This window comes from Streptomyces sp. NPDC043861, from assembly GCF_056435905.1.
This window is the reverse complement of sequence record NZ_JBWKDP010000011.1, coordinates 142,391-162,322: the sequence shown is the minus strand read 5'-3', so window position 1 is coordinate 162,322 and position 19,932 is coordinate 142,391. Positions and strand designations below refer to the sequence as shown.

18 protein-coding genes are annotated in these 19,932 nt (G+C 70.6%); 10 read left to right on the top strand and 8 right to left on the bottom strand.

Features of this window, described 5'->3' with window-relative positions; all coding sequences use genetic code 11:
• Window positions 1-64 precede the first annotated feature (64 nt).
• Both AC068D_RS24655 and glgB read left to right on the top strand, forming a co-directional pair.
• On the top strand, window positions 65-1,444 hold the full coding sequence (locus AC068D_RS24655) for a maltokinase N-terminal cap-like domain-containing protein (protein WP_478825208.1): 1,380 nt from the start codon (window positions 65-67) through the stop codon (window positions 1,442-1,444).
• A 183-nt stretch (window positions 1,445-1,627) separates the two neighbouring features.
• Window positions 1,628-3,841: a 1,4-alpha-glucan branching enzyme gene (gene glgB, locus AC068D_RS24650; RefSeq protein ID WP_478825319.1), complete on the top strand. Its 2,214-nt coding sequence runs from the start codon at window positions 1,628-1,630 to the stop codon at window positions 3,839-3,841.
• On the opposite strand, the gene AC068D_RS24645 is transcribed toward glgB, so the two are convergent.
• Together AC068D_RS24645 and AC068D_RS24640 are read right to left on the bottom strand one after the other, a co-directional pair.
• Complete coding sequence (locus tag AC068D_RS24645) at window positions 3,828-6,014, bottom strand: HelD family protein (protein ID WP_478825207.1); 2,187 nt, start codon at window positions 6,012-6,014, stop codon at window positions 3,828-3,830. The genes glgB and AC068D_RS24645 overlap by 14 nt on opposite strands.
• A 139-nt stretch (window positions 6,015-6,153) precedes the next feature.
• On the bottom strand, window positions 6,154-6,567 hold the full coding sequence (locus AC068D_RS24640) for a DUF4259 domain-containing protein (protein ID WP_478825206.1): 414 nt from the start codon (window positions 6,565-6,567) through the stop codon (window positions 6,154-6,156).
• A gap of 76 nt (window positions 6,568-6,643) precedes the next feature.
• Between AC068D_RS24640 and AC068D_RS24635 the strand changes: the two genes are divergently transcribed.
• Window positions 6,644-7,690, top strand: a complete 1,047-nt coding sequence (locus AC068D_RS24635; RefSeq protein ID WP_478825205.1) for a DUF6817 domain-containing protein — start codon at window positions 6,644-6,646, stop codon at window positions 7,688-7,690.
• On the opposite strand, the gene trxA is transcribed toward AC068D_RS24635, so the two are convergent.
• Together trxA and AC068D_RS24625 are read right to left on the bottom strand one after the other, a co-directional pair.
• Entirely contained in the window at window positions 7,671-8,024 is a 354-nt protein-coding gene (trxA, locus tag AC068D_RS24630; RefSeq protein ID WP_478825204.1) for a thioredoxin, read from the bottom strand. The genes AC068D_RS24635 and trxA overlap by 20 nt on opposite strands.
• A gap of 3 nt (window positions 8,025-8,027) precedes the next feature.
• On the bottom strand, window positions 8,028-8,420 hold the full coding sequence (locus tag AC068D_RS24625; protein WP_478825203.1) for a MerR family transcriptional regulator: 393 nt from the start codon (window positions 8,418-8,420) through the stop codon (window positions 8,028-8,030).
• A 328-nt stretch (window positions 8,421-8,748) separates the two neighbouring features.
• On the opposite strand from AC068D_RS24625, the gene AC068D_RS24620 reads away from it, so the two are divergent.
• Window positions 8,749-9,474 carry a nucleoside/nucleotide kinase family protein gene (locus AC068D_RS24620; RefSeq protein ID WP_478825202.1) on the top strand — a complete coding sequence of 242 codons (726 nt, stop codon included), beginning with the start codon at window positions 8,749-8,751 and terminating at the stop codon, window positions 9,472-9,474.
• A 19-nt stretch (window positions 9,475-9,493) separates the two neighbouring features.
• Here the strand turns inward: AC068D_RS24620 and AC068D_RS24615 are convergent, their stop codons facing one another.
• Window positions 9,494-10,015: an Lrp/AsnC family transcriptional regulator gene (locus AC068D_RS24615; RefSeq protein ID WP_478825201.1), complete on the bottom strand. Its 522-nt coding sequence runs from the start codon at window positions 10,013-10,015 to the stop codon at window positions 9,494-9,496.
• 82 nt (window positions 10,016-10,097) lie between these two features.
• Between AC068D_RS24615 and AC068D_RS24610 the strand changes: the two genes are divergently transcribed.
• From AC068D_RS24610 to AC068D_RS24595, 4 genes are all read left to right on the top strand, one after another.
• Window positions 10,098-11,012, top strand: coding sequence for an NAD-dependent epimerase/dehydratase family protein (locus AC068D_RS24610; protein ID WP_478825200.1), 915 nt, complete (start codon window positions 10,098-10,100; stop codon window positions 11,010-11,012).
• Window positions 11,009-11,896 (top strand): aldo/keto reductase, encoded by an 888-nt coding sequence (locus AC068D_RS24605; RefSeq protein WP_478825199.1) that lies wholly within the window; start codon window positions 11,009-11,011, stop codon window positions 11,894-11,896. The genes AC068D_RS24610 and AC068D_RS24605 overlap by 4 nt, the downstream gene beginning before the upstream one ends.
• A 179-nt stretch (window positions 11,897-12,075) precedes the next feature.
• Window positions 12,076-13,548, top strand: a complete 1,473-nt coding sequence (locus tag AC068D_RS24600) for a glycoside hydrolase family 16 protein (RefSeq protein ID WP_478825198.1) — start codon at window positions 12,076-12,078, stop codon at window positions 13,546-13,548.
• A 16-nt stretch (window positions 13,549-13,564) separates the two neighbouring features.
• Window positions 13,565-14,539 carry a DUF1996 domain-containing protein gene (locus AC068D_RS24595; RefSeq protein ID WP_478825197.1) on the top strand — a complete coding sequence of 325 codons (975 nt, stop codon included), beginning with the start codon at window positions 13,565-13,567 and terminating at the stop codon, window positions 14,537-14,539.
• Window positions 14,540-14,663: 124 nt separating this feature from the next.
• On the opposite strand, the gene AC068D_RS24590 is transcribed toward AC068D_RS24595, so the two are convergent.
• Together AC068D_RS24590 and AC068D_RS24585 are read right to left on the bottom strand one after the other, a co-directional pair.
• Window positions 14,664-14,984, bottom strand: a complete 321-nt coding sequence (locus AC068D_RS24590; RefSeq protein WP_478825196.1) for a GYD domain-containing protein — start codon at window positions 14,982-14,984, stop codon at window positions 14,664-14,666.
• A 147-nt stretch (window positions 14,985-15,131) separates the two neighbouring features.
• Window positions 15,132-16,094, bottom strand: coding sequence for a GlxA family transcriptional regulator (locus tag AC068D_RS24585; RefSeq protein ID WP_478825195.1), 963 nt, complete (start codon window positions 16,092-16,094; stop codon window positions 15,132-15,134).
• Between the two features lie 71 nt (window positions 16,095-16,165).
• Here AC068D_RS24585 and AC068D_RS24580 point away from each other — a divergent pair, with 71 nt between their 5' ends.
• Window positions 16,166-16,699: a PaaI family thioesterase gene (locus AC068D_RS24580; protein WP_478825194.1), complete on the top strand. Its 534-nt coding sequence runs from the start codon at window positions 16,166-16,168 to the stop codon at window positions 16,697-16,699.
• A gap of 46 nt (window positions 16,700-16,745) precedes the next feature.
• Here AC068D_RS24580 and AC068D_RS24575 read toward each other — a convergent pair whose 3' ends face one another.
• Entirely contained in the window at window positions 16,746-18,128 is a 1,383-nt protein-coding gene (locus tag AC068D_RS24575) for a cation:dicarboxylate symporter family transporter (RefSeq protein ID WP_478825193.1), read from the bottom strand.
• A 128-nt stretch (window positions 18,129-18,256) separates the two neighbouring features.
• Between AC068D_RS24575 and AC068D_RS24570 the strand changes: the two genes are divergently transcribed.
• Window positions 18,257-19,912 carry a sensor histidine kinase gene (locus AC068D_RS24570; protein WP_478825192.1) on the top strand — a complete coding sequence of 552 codons (1,656 nt, stop codon included), beginning with the start codon at window positions 18,257-18,259 and terminating at the stop codon, window positions 19,910-19,912.
• Window positions 19,913-19,932 lie beyond the last annotated feature (20 nt).

Below are 19,932 nucleotides of genomic sequence, written 5' to 3'. Positions count from 1 at the left end.
TATTTACCGCAATCCGGGACACTCTTCGCATCCTGTGGTGTGCCCGGGGAAAGGACGCGATGCCATGTCGGAGGCTGCATCCACCCGGACCCCGGTGGCTCTGCTTCCCTCGCTCACGCCGCTGCTGCACCAATGGCTGCCTCGGCAGCGCTGGTTCGCGGGCAAGGGACGCCCCGTCGCCGGCTTCTCCCTGGTCTCGGCGGCCGAGCTGCTGCCGGTCGACTCGGTGAGCCCCGGTCTGCTGCATCTGCTCATCCGCGTCCAGCAGCCCGGACCTGCGGGCGGACGAACGAACGGCCGGGAGCGCGCCGACTGCTATCAGCTGCTGATCGGCGTACGAACCACACTGCCGCCCCATCTGGCTCCCGCGCTGATCGGCCGCGTACAGCGTGGCCCGCTGGCCGGCCGGACCGTCTACGAGGGCCTGCACGACCCCCGGCTGGCCGCGCTGCTCCTGGAGCGCCTGCGCACCCCCGGCCTCTTCGGCACACTCCGCTTCGACGGAACGGTGCCGGTGGCGGGCGGACTGCCCGCCAGGTTTCTGGACGCCGAGCAGTCCAACTCCTCTCTGGTGTACGGGGATTCATACATCCTCAAGATCTTCCGACGGGTGTACCCGGGCACCAACCCCGATCTGGAGCTGCCGCTCGCTCTCGCCCGGGCGGGCTGCGCCCGGGTGCCCGCACCCGTCGCCTGGTACGAGACGGCCACCGGTGAGCCCGCGACGCTGGGCGTGCTCCAGCCCTATCTGCGCGGTTCGCAGGACGGCTGGCAGCTGGCACTGAAGGCGCTCGCTGCGGACAGCGACTTCACGGACGAGGCCCGGGCACTGGGGCGGGCCACGGCCGAGGTGCACACCGCTCTGGCCGGTGCGCTGCCGACCATGACGCTGAGCCGGGCGCAGACCGAGCACCTGGCGACCGCCATGAACGAGCGGCTGGACGCCGCCGTGCGGGCCGTGCCCGCCCTGCTGCCGTACGTGCGAGGCCTGCGCGCCGCGTTCGACGGGATCGCGGAAGCGGGACCCGACGGCGACGGGCACGCCCAGCGCATCCACGGCGATCTGCATCTGGGCCAGACCCTGCGCACCCCCGACGGCGGCTGGTCGGTCATCGACTTCGAGGGTGAGCCCGCGCGCCCGCTGGCCGAGCGCCGCAGGATGCAGCCGCCCGTCCGGGACATCGCCGGGATACTGCGCTCCTTCGACTACGCGGCCCGTTCGCACCGCCCCTGGAACCCTGACTGGGCCGCGCGCTGCCGGGCGGCGTACTGCGAGGGCTACGCCGAGGAGTGCGGCACCGACCCACGGGCCGAGCCCGAGCTGCTGCGCGCCTACGAAACGGACAAGGCCGTGTACGAGGTCGTGTACGAGGCCCGGCACCGGCCGGACTGGCTGCCGGTGCCGATGGCGGCCATCCAACGGCTTGCCGGGCCGGGAGCCTGACGCCCCCACCGAACGCCCTTCCCCCAACGCGCCAAGGAGGCCGCCCCCGTGACCCCCCGCAAGTCCGCCGCCCAGCCGCCCGGTGAACAGCCGGTTCCCGCCCGCACTCCCGCCAGGGCACCAGTAACCCCTTCGGCCGCCACCGGCGCAGGGAGTACACCGGCCGGCGCCTCCGCCAGGAGGATCTCGGCCGCCAGCCATGGCGTACGCCCGGCGAAGCCGCTCGACGACACCGACCGGGAGCGGCTGCTCGGCGGCACGCACCACGATCCGCACGCACTGCTCGGTGCGCACTCGGTACGCGGCGGGGTGGTGATCCGGGTGCTGCGCCCCTGCGCGGAGTCGGTCACGGTGCTGGCCAAAGGTCTGCGCGCGGAGCTGCACAGGGAGAGTGGCGGGTTCTTCTCCGGGGTGCTGCCCCTGCGGCAGGTGCCGGAGTACTCCCTGCTGGTCGCGTACGAGGACGCCACGGTCGAGTTCGCGGATCCCTACCGTTTCCTTCCCGCACTCGGCGAGCTCGATCTGCATCTGATCGGCGAGGGCAGGCACGAGGAACTGTGGCACGCCCTGGGCGCCCGCCCCATGACCCACCAGGGCGTGACGGGCACACGCTTCACGGTGTGGGCGCCCAACGCCCGCGGAGTGCGGGTCGTCGGTGACTTCAACTACTGGGACGGCACGGCCTACCCGCTGCGTTCACTCGGCTCGTCCGGGGTGTGGGAGCTGTTCGTACCGGGGGTCGGCGAAGGGGCACTGTACAAATTCGAGATCGCCCGGCCGGACGGCTCGCACACGATGCGCGCCGACCCCATGGCCCGCCGCACCGAGGTACCGCCCGCCAATGCCTCGGTGGTCACCGAGTCCCACCATGTGTGGCGCGACCAGGAGTGGATGGCGCGTCGCGGTGACCGTCCGGTGCACGAGGCCCCGTTCTCCGTCTACGAGGTGCATCTCCCCTCCTGGCGGCCCGGGCTGACATATCGCCGGCTTGCAGAGCAACTTCCCTCGTACGTCCGGGACCTGGGATTCACCCATGTGGAACTGATGCCGGTCGCCGAGCATCCCTTCGGCGGCTCGTGGGGCTACCAGGTCACCGGGTTCTACGCCCCGACGGCCCGGATGGGCTCCCCGGACGACTTCCGGTACCTGATCGACGCTCTGCACAGGGCCGGTATCGGCGTCATCGTCGACTGGGTCCCCGCCCACTTCCCCAAGGACGACTGGGCACTGGCGGAGTTCGACGGCCGGCCGCTGTACGAGCACTCCGACCCGGCACGCGCCGCGCACCCCGACTGGGGCACGCTCGAGTTCGACTACGGCCGGAAGGAAGTGCGCAACTTCCTCGTCGCTAATGCCGTCTACTGGTGCGAGGAGTTCCACATCGACGGGCTGCGGGTGGACGCCGTCGCCTCGATGCTCTACCTCGACTACTCGCGCGAGCACGGCGAGTGGAGCCCGAACGAGCACGGCGGCCGGGAGAATCTGGACGCGGTCGCCTTTCTGCAGGAGATGAACGCCACCGTCTACCGGCGCTGTCCGGGAGTCGTCACGATCGCCGAGGAGTCCACGGCCTGGGACGGCGTCACCCGCGCCACCCATCATGTCGGCCCCGCCGGCTTCGGCGGCCTCGGCTTCGGACTGAAGTGGAACATGGGCTGGATGCACGACTCGCTCGGCTATGTCGAGCACGAGCCGGTGCACCGCAAGTACCACCACAACGAGATGACCTTCTCCATGGTGTACGCGTACAGCGAGAACTACGTCCTGCCGATCTCGCACGACGAGGTCGTGCACGGCAAGCGGGCGTTGGTGTCGAAGATGCCCGGCGACTGGTGGCAGCAGCGTGCCGACCACCGGGCGTATCTGGGCTTCATGTGGGCGCATCCCGGCAAGCAGCTGCTGTTCATGGGCCAGGAGTTCGCCCAGGGTGCCGAGTGGTCCGAGGGACACGGACCGGACTGGTGGCTGCTGGACCCGTCGTACGACGCCGAACCGGATCACCGCGGCGTCCGCGACCTCGTACGCGAACTGAACACGGTGTACGCGGCGACGCCCGCGCTGTGGCAGCGGGACACCGTCCCCGAGGGCTTCGCCTGGGTCGACGGCGGGGCCGCCGAGGACAATGTCTTCGCCTTTCTCCGGTTCGCCGCGCAGGGAGCACCGCTGCTCGCGGTGTCCCACTTCTCTCCGGTGGTCCGGCACGAATACCGCCTGGGCGTGCCCTCGGACGTCCCCGCCTGGACCGAAGTGCTGAACACGGACGCCACGCGCTACGGCGGCAGCGGTGTGCTGAACGGGGACCCGCTGAAGCCGGAGTCCGTGGCCTCCCACGGTCACCGGAGCAGCGTCCAGCTCACTCTGCCGCCGCTGGCCACGGTCTGGCTCAGGCCGGTGTGACCACCCCGAGCCGCTGGGTGGCCCTGGTCAGCGCCACATAGAGGTCGTTGGCGGCCATCCGGTCCGGGTCGACGACCAGGACCGTGTCGAACTCCAGGCCCTTGGCCTGACGGGGATCGAGGACGACGACGGGTTGGGAGAGGTCCAGCGGCCCTTCACCCGCGAGCTCGGCGACGATCCCGGGCGGGGCGATCACGGCGAGCCTGCCGTCGTGCGGTGCCTCGGCCAGAGCGAGCCGGGGCACCTCGGCGAGTGCCATGGTGCGTTCCCAGGGCTGGGCGCCGGTGGACCGGATGGAGCGCGGAGGCTCGAAACCGGGGTCGGTGGTGCGGCGGCGTCCTGCCGCGTATTCCATGATCTCGGCGGGCGTGCGGTAGTTGACGCCGAGCCGCGCGTGCTCCCAGCGGTCGCCGACGTAGGGGTCGAGGATCTCCTTCCAGGAACCGCATCCGGCCGCGTCGGCGGTCTGCGCGGGATCCCCCACCAGCGTCATGGAGCGGTTCGGGCTGCGCCGCATCAGCAGCCGCCAGGCCATCGCCGACAGCTCCTGCGCCTCGTCGACGATGATGTGGCCGAACGCCCAGGTCCGGTCGGCGGCGGCCCGCTCGGCGGCGCTGCGGTGGTCGGCCTCCTCCTGACGCTCGGCCATGCGCTCGGCGTCGATGATGTCGTGCGCGGCGAGGACCTCGGACGCCTCCTCGTCGATGTCCTGCTTGTCCTCGAACTCATAGGTGCGGGAGGCGTAGGAGACGTCGAGCACGCCCTGCGCATAGGCGATCTGCCGGGCGCGCTCGGCCTCGGCCGCGGCGCGGACGGCGGAGTCGTCCTCGCCGAGGAGTTCGGCGACCTCGTCGAGGAGGGGCACGTCCGCGGGTGTCCAGGGGCCCTGGGTGCGCCGGATCAACTCGGCTTCCCCCTCGCCCAGATGGGTCGGCTCGGCGAGATAGTCCGCGAGGAACGCCTGTGGGGTGAGCGGGGGCCAGAGCGAGGCGATGGCGGCGTGCACATCGGCGCTCGCGGCGATGCCCTTGCCCAGCTGGGCGATGTCGTCGGGCCCGAGGAAGTTCGGACCTCCGTAGGGGTCCGCGCCGATGCGGTCGGCGAGCTGGGTGGTGAGCTCGTCGATGATGCGGAAGACGAAGTAGGGGCGGGCGAGGTTGTGGGGCAGCCCGGTCTCCCAGGCCTTGTGCCGGGCCTCGACGGCCATGTCCCAGTCGAGGATCAGATCCCCGTCGTCGTGCCGGACGATGATCGGGTCGCCCTTCTCGGGCACCTGCTGCCGGTCGCGCACGGCCTCGGCCAGTACCCGGGCCATGTCCGCCCTGCCCTTGACCGCGGCCGCCCCGGCGGTGTCGGTGCCGGTGGCGTGCACACCGGGGAACAACTCGCCGACGGTCGCCAGGAGGACACCGGTCTCACCGAGCGAGGGCAGCACTTCGCCGATGTACCCGAGGAACGCCGGGTTGGGGCCGACGATGAGCACGGCCCGCTTGGCCAGCTGCTCCCGGTGCGCGTACAGCAGATACGCCGCCCTGTGCAGCGCGACGGCCGTCTTCCCGGTTCCCGGCCCGCCCTCCACCACGAGCACGCCCTGGTGCGGGGCGCGAATGATGTGGTCCTGCTCGGCCTGGATCGTGGAGACGATGTCCGCCATCCGTCCCGTGCGGGCACTGTTGAGGGCGGCGAGCAGCACCTCGTCGGCGTCGTGCGACTCGTATCCGGTGCGGGTGGTGTCGCTGAGGTCCATGATCTCGTCATGGAGTGCGGTCACGACACGGCCCTGGGTGGTGATGTGCCTGCGCCGCCGCAGGCCCATGGGCTCGTAACCGGTCGCGAGATAGAACGGCCTTGCCACCGGCGCCCGCCAGTCGATGAGCAGCGGGGTGCGCTCGGCGTCGTCGCGCCGGATTCCGGTGCGGCCGATGTGGTGCGTGATTCCGTCACGCCGGTCGATCCGCCCGAAACACAGCCCGGTGTCCGCGGCATTCAGCGCGGCGAGTGTCGCGGACTGCTCGACGACGGCGACATCCCGCTCGACACGCGCCTGGCGTCCGGTCCCGTTCTGTCCGACGGCGGCGGTCATGGCTGCTTCCGCCTCCGCCCTGAGCTGGTCCAGCCGCTCATGGACGAGGGAGACGAATTGCTGTTCCTGCCGCAATTCCTCGGTTGACAATTCAGCTCCTGACGCGATACAGTGCGTTTATTGAAGTCTCTCGCGTATTCGGTATGCCCGCACGCGGAACCAACAAATATACGCGAAGAATTACCCCGGCCGTCAATTCGACCGGGGTTTTTTGTCTGTCGCGGAGCGCTTACCGCGGGGGCGTCCCGTCGAGTACGGCGCGCATCCGTGCGAGGACCGCCCGCCACTCCTCGGCGTCGCCGGCATCCGTCCAGAGGTCCGCGAGTTCGGACGCGGGTGCGAGAATCCGGTCGACGGCCCTGAGTGCCAGCGCGGGGCAGTCCGCCGGCAGCAGGGACACGGGCTCCTCCGGACCGTACACGGGATCGACCGGCTCACCGCCGGGCAGCCCCGCCGCCACGAGCGCAGCGGCGGCCAGTGCCTCGTCCGCATCGGGCGCCTCGACGTACTCCGGCTCCTCCACCACCCGGAGCAGAGCGGCCCGGATGTGTCCGGCCCTGGCCTCCGGCGCAAGCTCGTCGAGGTCGCCGGCGAAGTCGGCCGCCGCGTCGTTGTCGAAAGGACCCGTGCCCCATGTGCCCATGACGTTTCCCCACCTTGTCGATCACCACTGGCTGGGGCATCGTGACAGGCGACACTGACAAGCAGGGGGAACAGCCATGGCGGGGGCATCCGTTGAGCCGGCGGTGGAGCAGGCCATGGCACTGCTGCGGGCGTGCGGCGCGGAGGGGATCGAGCATCCCGGCGGAACCCTGATCGCCCATCTGCGCCGGGTACGGGAGAGACTGGCCGCATGGGGAGCCCGTCCGGAACTGCAGCTCGCCGGACTGTGCCATGCGTTCTACGGCACGGACGGTTTCGGCACGTCGCTGCTCCCGCTCGAGCGTCGCGGTGAGCTGGCCGCCGCCATCGGGGACGACGCGGAGGATCTCGTGCACTTCTATGCGAGCTGCGACCGCGACGCTTCGTACGGCACGCTCGCCTCGAACGACCCTGTGTTCCGCGACCGGTTCACGGGCGAGACGTACCCTCCGTCGCCACAACAGCGGCGGGACTTCGCCGAGCTGACCGCCGCCAACGAACTCGACCTCGCCGTGGTGAACGACGAGTTCCGGGTCCAGTGGGGCGGACAACTCCTCATGCTGTTCGCCCGGTTCGCACCACTGCTGAGCGAGACGGCTCGCAAGGATCTGCGGGCCGGACTCGACCCGGGCGGCGAGGCGCGCAGGGCGTTCCTCGGGACACTGGAACGGGGCGAGGCGCGAGGCGGGGTGGTGTCCGGCACCGAGAGCTTCGGCGTGTTCGTGGAGCTGGGCGGCGGGAACGACGGGTTCATCAACTGTGCAGAACTGACGTGGTCCTCCTCGGGCTTCGCCCACACGTCCGAACTCGTGAGCGTCGGCCAGGAGATCACTGCCACGGTCCTCGACGTCGACTGGACGCGTGTGCAGGCCCAGCTCTCGCTCAAGGACCTGCAGCCCGACCCTCTGCGTGCATTCACCCGCACGCAGCTCGGCCGAACCGTGCCCGGGGTCGTCACACGGCTCTGGCCGATGGGGGCCTTCGTCCGCGTCGACGACGATGTCGTCGGCCTCGTCCCCAGCAGTGCACTCGGCGGTCGCGAGCCGCAGGTCGGCGACGAGGTGAGCGTCGAGGTGACCGGTGTGAACGTCGACCGCCGCCGGATCACCCTCGCGCTGCGCTGACCGGGATCACCTCCGCCAGCTCCTGCAGCAGCTTCCGCTTCGGCCGCGCCCCGACCACCGACATCACCGGTTCACCGCCCCGGAACACCATCAGTGTCGGCATGGACAGCACTCCGTACCGGACCGTCACCTCCGGGTTCGTGTCCACGTCGAGCTGCACGACCTTGACCCGGTCCGCCGCCTCGACGGCCACCGAGCTCAGCACCGGCGCCAGTTGGCGGCACGGGCCACACCAGTCGGCCGTGAACTCGACCAGGACGGGGAGTTCCGCGTCCAGCACCTCGGCGGTGAAGTCCGCGTCCGTCACTTCCTCGACGCCCTCTGCCCGTATCATCCGTCAGCCTCCTCTTTCACACTGGGGATCCGGCCCGCCAGGCAGCTCTGCCTCGGCCCGGAGAAGTTGTGCACCGACCTGCGCACGCACCGCCAGGAGCCGGTCGATGAGCGCGTCCAGCTCCGCGACTTTGCGCCGGTAGACGGCGAGCGAAGCGGGGCATGCGTCCCCGGACGGGTGCCCGGCGCGCAGACACTCCACGAAGGGTCTGGTCTCCTCGAGCTCGAACCCGAAGTCCTGGAGGGTCCTGATCTGCTGGAGCAGCCGCAGGTCCTCCTCGTCGTAGCTGCGGTAGCCGTTCACCGCACGTCGGGCGGGAAGCAACCCGCGGGACTCGTAGTAGCGCAGAGTGCGGGTCGTGGTCCCCGCCCGCTCCGCCAGCTCGCCGATGCGCATGTCCTCGACCGTATTCCTTGACGTCGGGGGCAAGGAAAGCCCCCATCGCAGGCGGATTCCCGTCCCCCGGCTCGATTCTGCCGAGGGCTGAGCGCTGAGGGCTGTCCCGCACTCCCTGGTGGATCGGCGCGCGGCGTCGGATGCGTGGGGTCTCTCCGGGCCCGCCAGGGCCGAGGGGAAGCAGCGCAAGGCGAAGGGGTGTCCTCGTACCGGGCGTATTCGGGCACTCCGACAACACGGCGTGGAGGTGCCCCGCGGAGCCGGTGGAGTGCCGTGGCTGTCGTTGTGCGCCTGCCGGGGATCGCGGGACAGCCCTTAGGATCACCTGATGAGATCATCACGGGCGGACGTGCATCACTCGGTCTCGACGTGGCAACAGCCGTGCCCACCGGCGGCTTCGGCCGAGCGCAGCGCGCTCGTCGAGGACGTCGCCAGGCGCATCCAGGCACTCGGCCCGGGCCGACTGCTGGTGGGCATCGACGGCTTCACCGCCGCCGGGAAGACGAGCTTCGGGCACGAACTCGCCGAGTGGCTGGGCCATGCCGGACGTCCGGCACTCCGAGCCACCCTCGACGACTTCAAGAACCCCTGGAAGGACCGGCACCTGTACGACCGGGAGTCGGGCGAGGGCTACTACCGCAACGCCTACGACTACGAGTCGGCCCGGCGTCTGATGCTGGACCCCTGCCGTTCGCCGGATGCGGTGTCCTGTGCCCTGTGCAGCATCGACCCGTTGACACAGCTGGACCATTCCACGGAGACCGCACCGCTCGCCGCGGACACGGTGCTGATCGTGGACGGGATCTTCGCGTTCCGGCCCGGGATCGACGAGTACTGGGACTTCCGCATCTGGCTGCAGATCGACGCCGAACTCTCCGTCCGGCGGGGCGCCGAGCGCGACCAGAACTGGGCCGGGTCCGATGCGGAGTCGATCCACCGGGACAGATATCTCGTGGCGGAGCAGATCTATCTGCGGGAGGTCGACCCGCTGCCCAGGATGGACGTCGTCATCGACAACTCGGACTTCGCCCGTCCGCGCCTGCTGACCTCCTGAAGCGGCGCGGACCGTCCGGTCAGCGCTCCGCCGGCAGCACCGGTTTGTGCCCCACAGGCGACGAGAGCACGATCGACGTCGTCGTGCGCCCGAGCGCAGAGGTCTGTTCCAGGACGCCCTCGAGGTGCTCCGTGTCCGTCACGGCGACCTTGAGGATCCAGCAGTCCTCGCCGACGACATGGTGGGCCTCGATGACCTCCGGGCGGGAGAGCAGCTCCAGGGTCCTGGGGTGCTTCAGGGTGTAGCCGGCGTGCGGGTTCACCCTGATGAAGGCCTGGATGCCGTAGCCGAGCCGGGCCGGGGAGACATGGGCGCCGTAGCCGGTGATCGCGCCGCACGCCTCCAGTCTGCGCACGCGCTCGGCGACGGCGGCGGGACTCAGCCGCACCTGCCGTCCCAGCTCGCTCAGTTTGATCCGGCCGTCGCTCTGGACGAGCTCCAGAATCTGGCGGTCCACCCGGTCGTAGGCGACCGCCGATGTTTCGTCGGCGGCAGTGCGCAGATGCCGTGGTTCTTTCGGTGTGGCGGCCGTAACTCCCATGTCTCCCCCTTCAGCGCGCGGCCCGTCAACGTAACACTGATGGAGCTGACGGGAAGCGCCGGGAATTCGAGAAGGAGTCGGCATGCGTGACGTGTGTGTCATCGGCGGAAACCGCTATTTCGGGAAGAGGCTCATCCAGCGGCTGCTGAATGCGGGAATGCATGTCACCGTCGTCAATCGCGGTTCCTCCGCGGCGCCCGACGGTGCCGTTCATCTCGTTGCCGACCGCGACGACGAGGCGGGCCTGACGGCGGCGCTCGGCTCGCGCACCTTCGACGTGGTGGTCGACCAGGTCTGCTACACCCCGCGTCAGGCGGAGATCGCCCGACGGGTCTTCGCCGGCCGCACGCGCCGCTATGTGATGACGTCGACGGTCGAGGTGTACGAACACGAGGACTCCGAGGGCCTGGTCCGCGAGGAGGCCGTCGATCCGCGTGGCATCGTGGCCGATCCCGGACTGCCGTGGGACGACACGGATTTCCTGGATGCGCACTACGGAGAGGGCAAGCGCCAGGCGGAAGCGGTGTTCGCGCGCGAGCCCGCGTTCCCGTTCGCGGCGGTAAGGGTGGCCCATGTACTGGGCGGTGACGACGACTTCACCGGCAGGCTGGACCACTATGCGGAGCGCATCCGGGCGGGGGAGCCGATCGCGGTGCCTCTCGTGAACCGTTCGGCGACCTATGTGTACGTCGAGGAGATCGCCGCGTTCCTGGAGTGGGCCGCGGGCGCGGAATTCACCGGCCCGGTGAACGCGGCGTCCCACGGGCGGCTCACCACGGCCGACATCTGCGCACAGGTGGTGGCCGTGACCGGCGGCACGGTGGAGTTCCGTCCGGTGGAGTCGGGTGCGCTCTCGCCGTTCTCCTTCGACCGCTCGTACGGAATGGACAATTCCCTGGCCGAGGAACTCGGATTCCGCTTCGGCCGCAGTACGGAGTGGCTGGGGCGGGCCGTTGCCGAGACGGTGGGCGCACGTCACGGCGAGGAGGCACGGTGACGACGGTGACGCGGTCGATCGGTGATGTGCGGGTGGGGGCGATCGGCCTGGGGGCGATGCCTCTGTCCATCGAGGGGCGTCCGGACGAGGCACGGGCGATCGCCACGATCCATGCGGCGCTCGACGCGGGCGTCACGCTGGTCGACACGGCCGACTCGTACCATCCACCCGGCGAGGAGCCGGGCGCGGGCGAGCTGCTCGTTGCGCGGGCCCTCGCCGCGTACGGAGGAGACACCGACGGGATTCTGGTCGCCACCAAGGGAGGACGGGGGCGGACGGCCGACGGTGGGTGGTCCGTCGACGGGGATCCGCGCCACCTCAAGCGCGCCGCCGAGGCGTCCGCCAAGCGGCTCGGAGTCTCTGCCATCGGGCTCTACCAGCTGCACAAGCCGGATCCGGCGGTTCCCTACGCCGATTCGCTGGGTGCGATCCGCGAGTTGCTCGACGCGGGCACCGTCCGGCTGGCGGGGATCTCCAACGCCGACACCACACAGATCGGGCAGGCCAGCGAAATCCTCGGTGACCGCCTGGTGTCGGTGCAGAACCGGTACTCCCCCGCCGTCCGGGACAGTGAGGCGGAGCTGCGCCTCTGCGCGGGACTGGGGCTGGCGTTCCTGCCCTGGAGCCCGCTCGGCGGGATCTCCCGCAGCTCGCTGGACGGGGCTTCGGGGCAGGGCGCGGACCCGGCGTTCGCAGGCTTCCACCGGGTGGCGCGGGAGCTCGGAGTGAGCCCGCAGCGGGTGGCGCTGGCCTGGCTGTTGGCGAAGTCCCCCACGGTGATCCCCATCCCGGGGGCGAGCAGACCGGAGTCGGTGCGCGACTCCGCGGCTGCCGGCGAACTCGTGCTGAACGAGCGGGAGCTGGCGCTGCTCGACGGAGGGTGAGAAGCGGGCGAAGTACCGCCGGGGCGGCACCGGACGACATCGGCCGGTGCCGCCAACTGCGTTGAGCATTCATGAAGTTAAGGATGCCAAGCCATTGACGGCTGCCCTGTCTCCATCTACAAAACCCTTTGAGAGCGCTCTCAAGACCCCCTCGGCACCATCCTCACCGGAGGTGTTCCTTGAGCACGAGCCGCAGCAGAACCTCCCCCCGCACCCGCATCCCCCTGTTCACCGCCCTCCTCGCCGTGACCGTCGCCCTGGCCGGATTCCTTTCCGTCACGGGCGCGGGGACGGCGCGCGGGGCGGTGCCCCCCGCCCCCGGCTGGAACCTGCAGTGGAGCGACGACTTCACCGGTCCGAACCGGGCCCTGCCCTCCGCGGCCGACTGGCAGATCGACACCGGGCACAACTATCCTGGCGGACCTGCCAATTGGGGCACGGGCGAGATCCAGAACTACACGTCCAGCCCCGACAACCTCTCGCTCGACGGCAACGGCAATCTCCGGATCACCCCGCTCCGCGACGGCGCGGGAAACTGGACCTCCGCCCGCGTGGAGACCCGTCGCGCCGACTTCAAGGCCCCGGCCGGCGGCACGCTCCGCATCGAGGGCCGGATCCAGATGCCGAATGTGACCGGTGACGCCGCCCTCGGCTACTGGCCGGCGTTCTGGGCCCTGGGTGCGCCGTACCGGGGCAGCTACTGGAACTGGCCGGGCATCGGCGAGTTCGACATCATGGAGAACGTCAACGGCATCAACTCCGTCTGGGGAGTGCTCCACTGCGGAGTGAACCCCGGCGGCCCCTGCAACGAGACGACGGGCATCGGTGCCAGCCGTACCTGCCCAGGCGCCAGCTGCCAGTCCGCGTTCCACACCTACCGTTTCGAGTGGGACCGGTCCGTGTCCCCCAACGAGCTGCGCTGGTACGTGGACGACCAGCTCTTCCACAGCGTGAACCAGAACCGGGTGGACGCGGGAACCTGGGCGAACATGACGGAGCACGCCGGTTACTTCATCCTCCTCAACGTCGCGATCGGCGGCGCCTTCCCCGACGCGCTGGCCGGGCGGACCCCGACGGCCGCGACCGTGCCCGGCCGCCCCATGCTCGTCGACTACGTCGCCGTCTGGACACGCGGTGGCGGCACTACGCCCCCTCCGGACCCGAGCGAGCCGCCGCCGTCCGGCTCCTCACAGCTGTATCTGCGCACGGGCGGCGGTGCGGGTGACGCGACGGCGTCGGCCTCCACGGTCACACTCGCCCCGGCGGGCGGAGCCAATCACGACGGAACCCCGCACAGTCCGCAGGTCTTCACGTCCGGCCCGGTCACACGTGCCTACAACGGCGGCGCGACACAGTTCGACCTGTTGGTGGACGCGGGGACAACGGTCGCCAACGGGCAGCAGATCAGGGTGAGTTACGACCGCACGGGCGACGGTACCTGGGACCGCACGGAGACCTTCCACTACTTCGCCACCGATCCGGTTCCGGGCTACGAGCACTACACACAGGCGAGAGGCCTGCGGTCGGCCACCGGAACGCACGGCGATCTGACCGGCGGCAAGGTGCGGGTCGAGGTGTGGAACGCGATCGGCAACGGCAGCAGCACGCTGGGAACCGGCAACCAGTCCGTCGTCCGCATCCCGTTCGGCTGACGAGGAGGCAGGACCCATGACACCTCTGTTACGCCGCGTGCTGGCGGGCATGGCCACGGCACTGCTGCTGGCCACGGCGGCGTGCACGACGGACCGCGCCGGCCCGGGCGGCGACGACGGGCACGGCGGCCACGCCCGACCGGCCGGAACCGGCCACGGGGCGCACGCGTACACGTACACCAGGGCCCAGGCGGCGGCGATCGCCGCTCAGGCCGCGGCCCCGCTGCGGGGGAGCGAGTTCCGCGCGGACTGCTTCTCCAGCCACCGGCGCGGCGACGACCCGATCGTCTTCCCCGGCCAGGCGGGACGCTCGCACATCCACGAGTTCTACGGGAACAGGACGGCGAACGCCTCGTCGACACTGCAGTCGCTGAGCGCGGGCACCACCAACTGCACCCCGCAGACGGACCTTTCCTCCTATTGGACACCCACCCTCTTCCAGCACGGAGCCCCCGTGGCCCCCGAGCGGGTCACCGTCTACTACCAGGGCATCACCGACCGCACCCGCGCCGTCGCCCACCCGCGAGGGCTGCGCTATGTCGTCGGCAACGCCCTGGCCACCTCACCCGACCAGAATCCGGCCGCGCGCTGGTCCTGCGTCGGCCGGCCCGAGTCCAGCCGGGACTTCATGAACTGCCCGCCCGGCCACAAGCTCGAGAACTACCTGGACTTCCCGACCTGCTGGGACGGGAAGAACCTGGACAGCACCAACCACCGCGACCACATGGCGTACGCGGTGGGGCAGAGCTGTCCGCCGACCCATCCCGTCGTCGTACCGCGCCTGGAGCTCCTGATCACCTGGCCGGTCACCGGCGGCGGACTCGCCCTCGCGGGCACCCGGGGCGGGGTGAACGTCACGGACGCACCCGGCTACACCTTCCACGGCGACTTCTTCAACGCCTGGGACCAGGCGGAGCTGGAGCGCCGGGTGCGTGACTGCATCGTGGCGGGCTACATCTGCGGGACGGACGGACGACCGATCCAGCAGTGAGTCACGTCCGCGCGGCGGGAGCAGCGCGGCGGGGCGCCGGGCCGGACACCGGACCCGGCGAACTCGCCGCGCTGTGCGCCGCACGGGGTCTGCGGCCCGCCGGCCAGGAGACGGCCGGCGGGGGTCAGGCGCCGGGTTCCCGGAAGTCGACCGGCTTCTTCGTGGCCGCGTCGATGTCCTCCGGGCTGATCAGGGGAACCGCTCTGGAGGTGACCGCTCCGGTGGCGCGCACCGCGATGGACGTGGCGACCATGGAGACCTCGTCGGGCATGTCGACGACGACATAGAGATCGTCGTCACCGAAGGCGAAGTACATCCATTCGAGGGTCCCCCCGCAGGACCTGATGGTCCGTTCCACCGCTTCCCTGCGGCCCGTTCCGCCCTCGGTGAGCAGGCCTTTGGTGCCCTCGGCCGTATAGCTGGCCTGGACCATGTACTTCGGCATGTCCGTCTCCCGTGTCCCGTGCGCCGCCGGGTGCGGCCACGGTTTCACCCTTGGGCACCGGGCGCGGTTCGGCCATCCAGAGGCCGCCGGGCGGGGGCTCGGACGGGTGCGTCGCGGGCGAGGGCTCGGACGTCCCGGGACGGGGGCTCAGCCGCGGCCGCGCAGATCGGTCGCCGTCGTGCCCGTGCGGTTGCGGAGCAGCAGGCGCAGGGTTCCCGGGTTCTCGTAGCCGACGCGTCGGGCGATGACGGGAAGCGGCAGGGAGGTCGTGCGCAGCAGATGGCTCGCCTGCTCGACGCGCAGATCCTGGACGAAACGGACCGGGGTGGTGCCCAGCGTCCGGGACACCGCCCGCTGCAGGGTGCGTTCGCTGATGCCGAGCGCGCGGGCGGCCTCGGACACGACGAGCGGCTCGTGCAGGTGCTCGCGGGCCCAGCGCTCGAAGGCGGAGACGGTCGGGTCGCTCTGGGCGAGCGCGGCGGGGATGGTGTACGCGGCCTGGGACGGGCGGTCGTCGATCACGAGGTACCGCGAGACGAGATCGGCGAGGGCGGGACTGGCCGTGCGGACCACCGAAAGGGCGAGGTCGAGATGGGAGAAGGCCGCACCCGCGGTGGTGATGCCCCCGGACACCGTGACCATGGAGGTCTCGTCGAGACGGACGGCCGGGTAGCGGGCCCGGAAGACGGGCGAGAGCCACCAGCTGGTCGTTGCCCGCTCCCCGTCGAGCACTCCGGACTCGGCGAGCAGGAAGGTGCCCGTACAGGCGGAGGCGATCGGTGTCCGCGCGGCCCGGATCTCGGCGAGGAGACCACGGGCGGGGCGGGTCGCGCTCCCGGAGACGTACGAGATCAGCGCCTCCGGGCGGCGCTCGGTGACGGCGGGCACGATCAGCAGGTCGCTGTCGTCCACGGTGCCGACCGGCTCGGTGGGCACCGTATGACCCACTCCGGTGCTGACACGACGGCGGAAGCCGACCGTGCGGATGTCCCACTCGGGCGGTGGTTGCGGGATTTCCCCCCGCATCGCATTGGCGGAGTGGAGTACGTCGAGGATCGCGGACAGGCCTGAGCCGAATACGCCGTCCAGCGCGAGAACCGCCACCTTCATGTCGGGAATCGTATCAACCGCGTCGGATACGACACTCGCTCCCGTTCGGCCGCCGCTCCTACATTCGGTGCATGAGCACAGACACCAGCCGCGAGCAGACGCATACGGCGACCCGGTCCCGTACGCACACCTGGGGCGCGCCCGTACGTCCGGACGCCGAGATCCTGAGGATGACCGGGCGGGAGATCCTCCAGGCCGCGATCGACGGCCGTTTCCCGGCCGCACCGATCATGAGCACCCTCGGATTCGGCTTCGTGGAGGTCGGCGACGGGCTCGCGGTCTTCGAGACCGAGCACGGTGAGCACCTCTACAACCCGATGGGCAGTGTCCACGGCGGCTATCTCGCGGCGGTGATGGACGCGGCGCTCGGCTCGGCGGTGATGAGCCGGCTGCCCGCCGGCTCCACGTACACGACGACGCAGATCAATCTGAATCTGATCCGGCCGGTCTTCGCGGGGACCCCGCCGCTGCGCGTCATCGGCACGACCCTGCACGTCGGGCGGACGACGGCGACGGCCGAGGCGCGCGCGGTCGGGATCGAGGACGGAAAGCTGTACGCGCACGGGACCACGACATGCGCGGTGTTCTCCTTCCCGGTGGACTGAACACGTGCGGCCCCGGCGGGAGGCCGGGGCCGCACAGCGGCGGTGCTCAGACCTTCACCGCCGCCGTCCCGTCCGCAGCCGTCTCCCGCTGCTCCGGTACGCCGGCGGGGGCACCGCCGGCCGGTGCGTGATCGTCCACGAGGGTCTTCTCGTCGAACGGCACACGGCCCGCGAGGACCTCCGCCACCCGCTTCTTGTCGATCTCCTTCGTCCAGGTGCCGACGAGGACCGTGGCGACCGCGTTGCCCGCGAAGTTGGTGAGGGCGCGGGCCTCGCTCATGAAGCGGTCGATGCCGACGATGAGGCCGACGCCGTCGACCAGTTCGGGACGGTGCGACTGCAGGCCGCCGGCCAGGGTCGCCAGTCCCGCGCCGGTCACGCCCGCCGCACCCTTCGACGCGATGATCATGAAGACGAGGAGCGAGACCTGCTCGCCGAGCGACAGCGGGTTGCCCATCGCCTCGGCGACGAACAGCGAAGCCATCGTCAGATAGATCGCGGTGCCGTCGAGGTTGAAGGAGTAGCCGGTCGGAACCGTGATGCCGACGACGGGCTTCGAGACACCCAGGTGCTCCATCTTGGCGATGAGGCGCGGCAGCGCCGACTCCGACGAGGAGGTGGAGAGGATCAGCAGGAACTCGCGGCCCAGGTACTTCAGCAGCGCGAGCAGGTTCACCCCGGCGACCAGGCGCAGCAGCGTGCCCAGGACGACGAAGACGAAGACGGCACAGGTGATGTAGAAGCCGATCATGATGACCGCGAGCGACTTCAGGGCGTCCAGACCGGTCTCGCCGACCACCGCCGCGATCGCTCCGAAGGCACCGACCGGAGCCACCCACATGATCATGGCGAGGATACGGAAGACCAGTCGCTGAATGTGCCCGATACCGCGCAGCACCGGCTCGCCGGCAGGACCCATCGCCTGCAGCGCGAAGCCCGCCAGCAACGCCACGAGCAGTGTCTGCAGCACCTCGCCCTCGGTGAAGGCGGAGACCAGCGTCGTCGGGATGACACCGAGGAGGAAGTCCGCGGTGCCCTCGCTCGCACCGGCCGCCTGCTTCTCGCCCGCCGCCTTGACCGCCTCGGTGAGCTGCAGTCCCGAGCCCGGGTCGAGGATGTTGCCCACGATCAGTCCGATGGCGAGCGCCACGGTGGACATGACCAGGAAGTAGCCGAGGGCGAGGCCGCCGACCGCGCCGACCTTGGCGGCCTTGCGGACGGAACCGACACCGAGCACGATCGTGCAGAAGATGATCGGCGAGATCATCATCTTGATCAGGTTGACGAAGCCCGTGCCGATCGGCTTGAGCTCGACGGCGACCGAGGGGGCGGCGAAGCCCACGACGATGCCGAGGACGACGGCACCGATGACGGCGAGATACAGATAGTGGGTGCGGTCCCGCCTTGCGGCTGCTGGTGGGGTTGCCACAGGGATTCCTCCTCGGCTGTCGAACGTCCACGTCCCGTGTGGACTGCCGCGACTATCCATCACCCTGTGACGCCGGTCACCCTTGCGTACGTTTCGTTCACACGAAATCGGGCGTGCACACTTACGCCATGCACATACCGCGCCCCCGGAGCCTCGCCGGCCAGCTCTTCACGATGCAGGTCGTGCTGGTCGCCGCGATCGTGGCCGGGTGCGCCGTCTTCGCCTATCTCACCGACCGCTCGCAGGCGGAGGAGACCGCACGGCGGCAGTCGACGGCGACCGCGACCGCGGTGGCGGACTCGCCGTCGGTGGTGGCTGCCGTACGGTCCGAGGACCCGTCGGCGGTGCTGCAGCCGTACGCCGAGCGGCTGCGGAAGGACACGGGCGTCACCTTTGTGGTGATCATGGCGCCGGACGGGACCCGGTGGACTCATCCGGAGCCGGACGAGATCGGGCGTACGTATCTGGGGCACACGGACGAGGCGCTGCGCGGGCGCACGTTCTCGGAGACGCACCTGGGAGTGCTCGGGCCCTCGGTCCGGACGGTGGCCCCGGTGCGGGACGGTGACCGGATCGTGGCACTGGTCAGCGCTGGCATCACCATCGACAGGATCAGCGAACAGGTGCGCAAGCAGGTGACGGCGCTGCTGGGCATGGCGGGAGCGGCACTGCTGCTCGGCGGAGCCGGCACGTATGTGATCAATGCAAGGCTGCGGCGGCACACGCACGGGATGAACGCGGCGGAGCTCAGCCGGATGCACGACTACCACCAGGCCACGCTGCACGCGGTGCGCGAGGGTCTGCTGATGCTCGACGGACGGCGGCGGGTCGCCCTGATCAACGACGGCGCGCGCGCATTGCTGGGGCTGGACACGGAGGTGGTGGGGCGCGGCGCCGACGAACTCGGCCTGCCGCCCGGACTCACCGGCGCCCTGCTGGCGAGCGAGCCGCGGGTGGACGAGCTGCATCTGACCGCGGACCGGGTGCTCGTCGTCTCCACCCAGCCGGTGATCGGCGGCGAACGCCGGGGCACGGTCGTGACCCTGCGCGACCACACCGAACTCCAGTCGCTCACCGGCGAACTCGACTCCGAGCGCGGCTTCACCCAGGCCCTGCGCGCCCAGGCCCACGAGGCCGCGAACCGCCTCCACACCGTGGTCTCCCTCATCGAACTCGGCCGTACCGACGAGGCGGTCCGGTTCGCCACCGCTGAGCTGGAGCTGGCGCAGGCCCTCACGGACCGGGTGGTCACCGCAGTCGCCGAGCCCGTTCTGGCCGCGCTCCTGCTGGGCAAGGCGGCCCAGGCCAACGAGAGCGGTGTGGAGCTGGTCCTGGCGGACGACAGCCGCATCGACGACGGCGTCCTGCCCCCCTGGCTCACGCCGCGCGACCTCGTCACCGTCCTCGGCAATCTGATCGACAACGCGGTCGAGGCCGCTTCGGCGCAGCCGGACGCGAGCGACGAGGTAGCCGGCGCTGGCGCGGCAGTGCCCGCCCCACGGGCCCCGGAGTCCGGACCGCGGGTCACCGTCACCGCCCGCACCGATGAGGGCGAGCTCGTCCTCCGCGTCGGGGACAGCGGCCCCGGGGTGCGCCCGGGGGACGTGCAGGCCGTGTTCGAGCGCGGGTGGTCGACGCGGGGACCCGGCCGGGGTCTGGGGCTGGCGCTGGTCCGGCAGGCCGCGCACCGGGGACGGGGGACCGTGGAAGTGGACCAAGGACCGGACGGCGGCGCCGAGTTCACGGTGCGTCTGCCGCTGCACGCCCCGGAGGTGAGCGCATGACCGCGCCGACCGGACCGCGG

Excerpts from the sequence above, each read along its gene's own strand:
- trxA (WP_478825204.1), bottom strand. The coding sequence starts at position 8,024 with ATGATACGGGCAGAGGGCGTCGAGGAAGTGACGGACGCGGACTTCACC.
- AC068D_RS24570 (WP_478825192.1), top strand. The coding sequence starts at position 18,257 with ATGCACATACCGCGCCCCCGGAGCCTCGCCGGCCAGCTCTTCACGATG.
- AC068D_RS24625 (WP_478825203.1), bottom strand. The coding sequence starts at position 8,420 with ATGCGCATCGGCGAGCTGGCGGAGCGGGCGGGGACCACGACCCGCACT.
- AC068D_RS24580 (WP_478825194.1), top strand. The coding sequence starts at position 16,166 with ATGAGCACAGACACCAGCCGCGAGCAGACGCATACGGCGACCCGGTCC.
- AC068D_RS24635 (WP_478825205.1), top strand. The coding sequence starts at position 6,644 with ATGGCGGGGGCATCCGTTGAGCCGGCGGTGGAGCAGGCCATGGCACTG.
- AC068D_RS24595 (WP_478825197.1), top strand. The coding sequence starts at position 13,565 with ATGACACCTCTGTTACGCCGCGTGCTGGCGGGCATGGCCACGGCACTG.
- AC068D_RS24655 (WP_478825208.1), top strand. The coding sequence starts at position 65 with ATGTCGGAGGCTGCATCCACCCGGACCCCGGTGGCTCTGCTTCCCTCG.
- AC068D_RS24615 (WP_478825201.1), bottom strand. The coding sequence starts at position 10,015 with ATGGGAGTTACGGCCGCCACACCGAAAGAACCACGGCATCTGCGCACT.
- AC068D_RS24640 (WP_478825206.1), bottom strand. The coding sequence starts at position 6,567 with ATGGGCACATGGGGCACGGGTCCTTTCGACAACGACGCGGCGGCCGAC.
- AC068D_RS24620 (WP_478825202.1), top strand. The coding sequence starts at position 8,749 with ATGAGATCATCACGGGCGGACGTGCATCACTCGGTCTCGACGTGGCAA.
- AC068D_RS24610 (WP_478825200.1), top strand. The coding sequence starts at position 10,098 with ATGCGTGACGTGTGTGTCATCGGCGGAAACCGCTATTTCGGGAAGAGG.
- AC068D_RS24590 (WP_478825196.1), bottom strand. The coding sequence starts at position 14,984 with ATGCCGAAGTACATGGTCCAGGCCAGCTATACGGCCGAGGGCACCAAA.
- AC068D_RS24585 (WP_478825195.1), bottom strand. The coding sequence starts at position 16,094 with ATGAAGGTGGCGGTTCTCGCGCTGGACGGCGTATTCGGCTCAGGCCTG.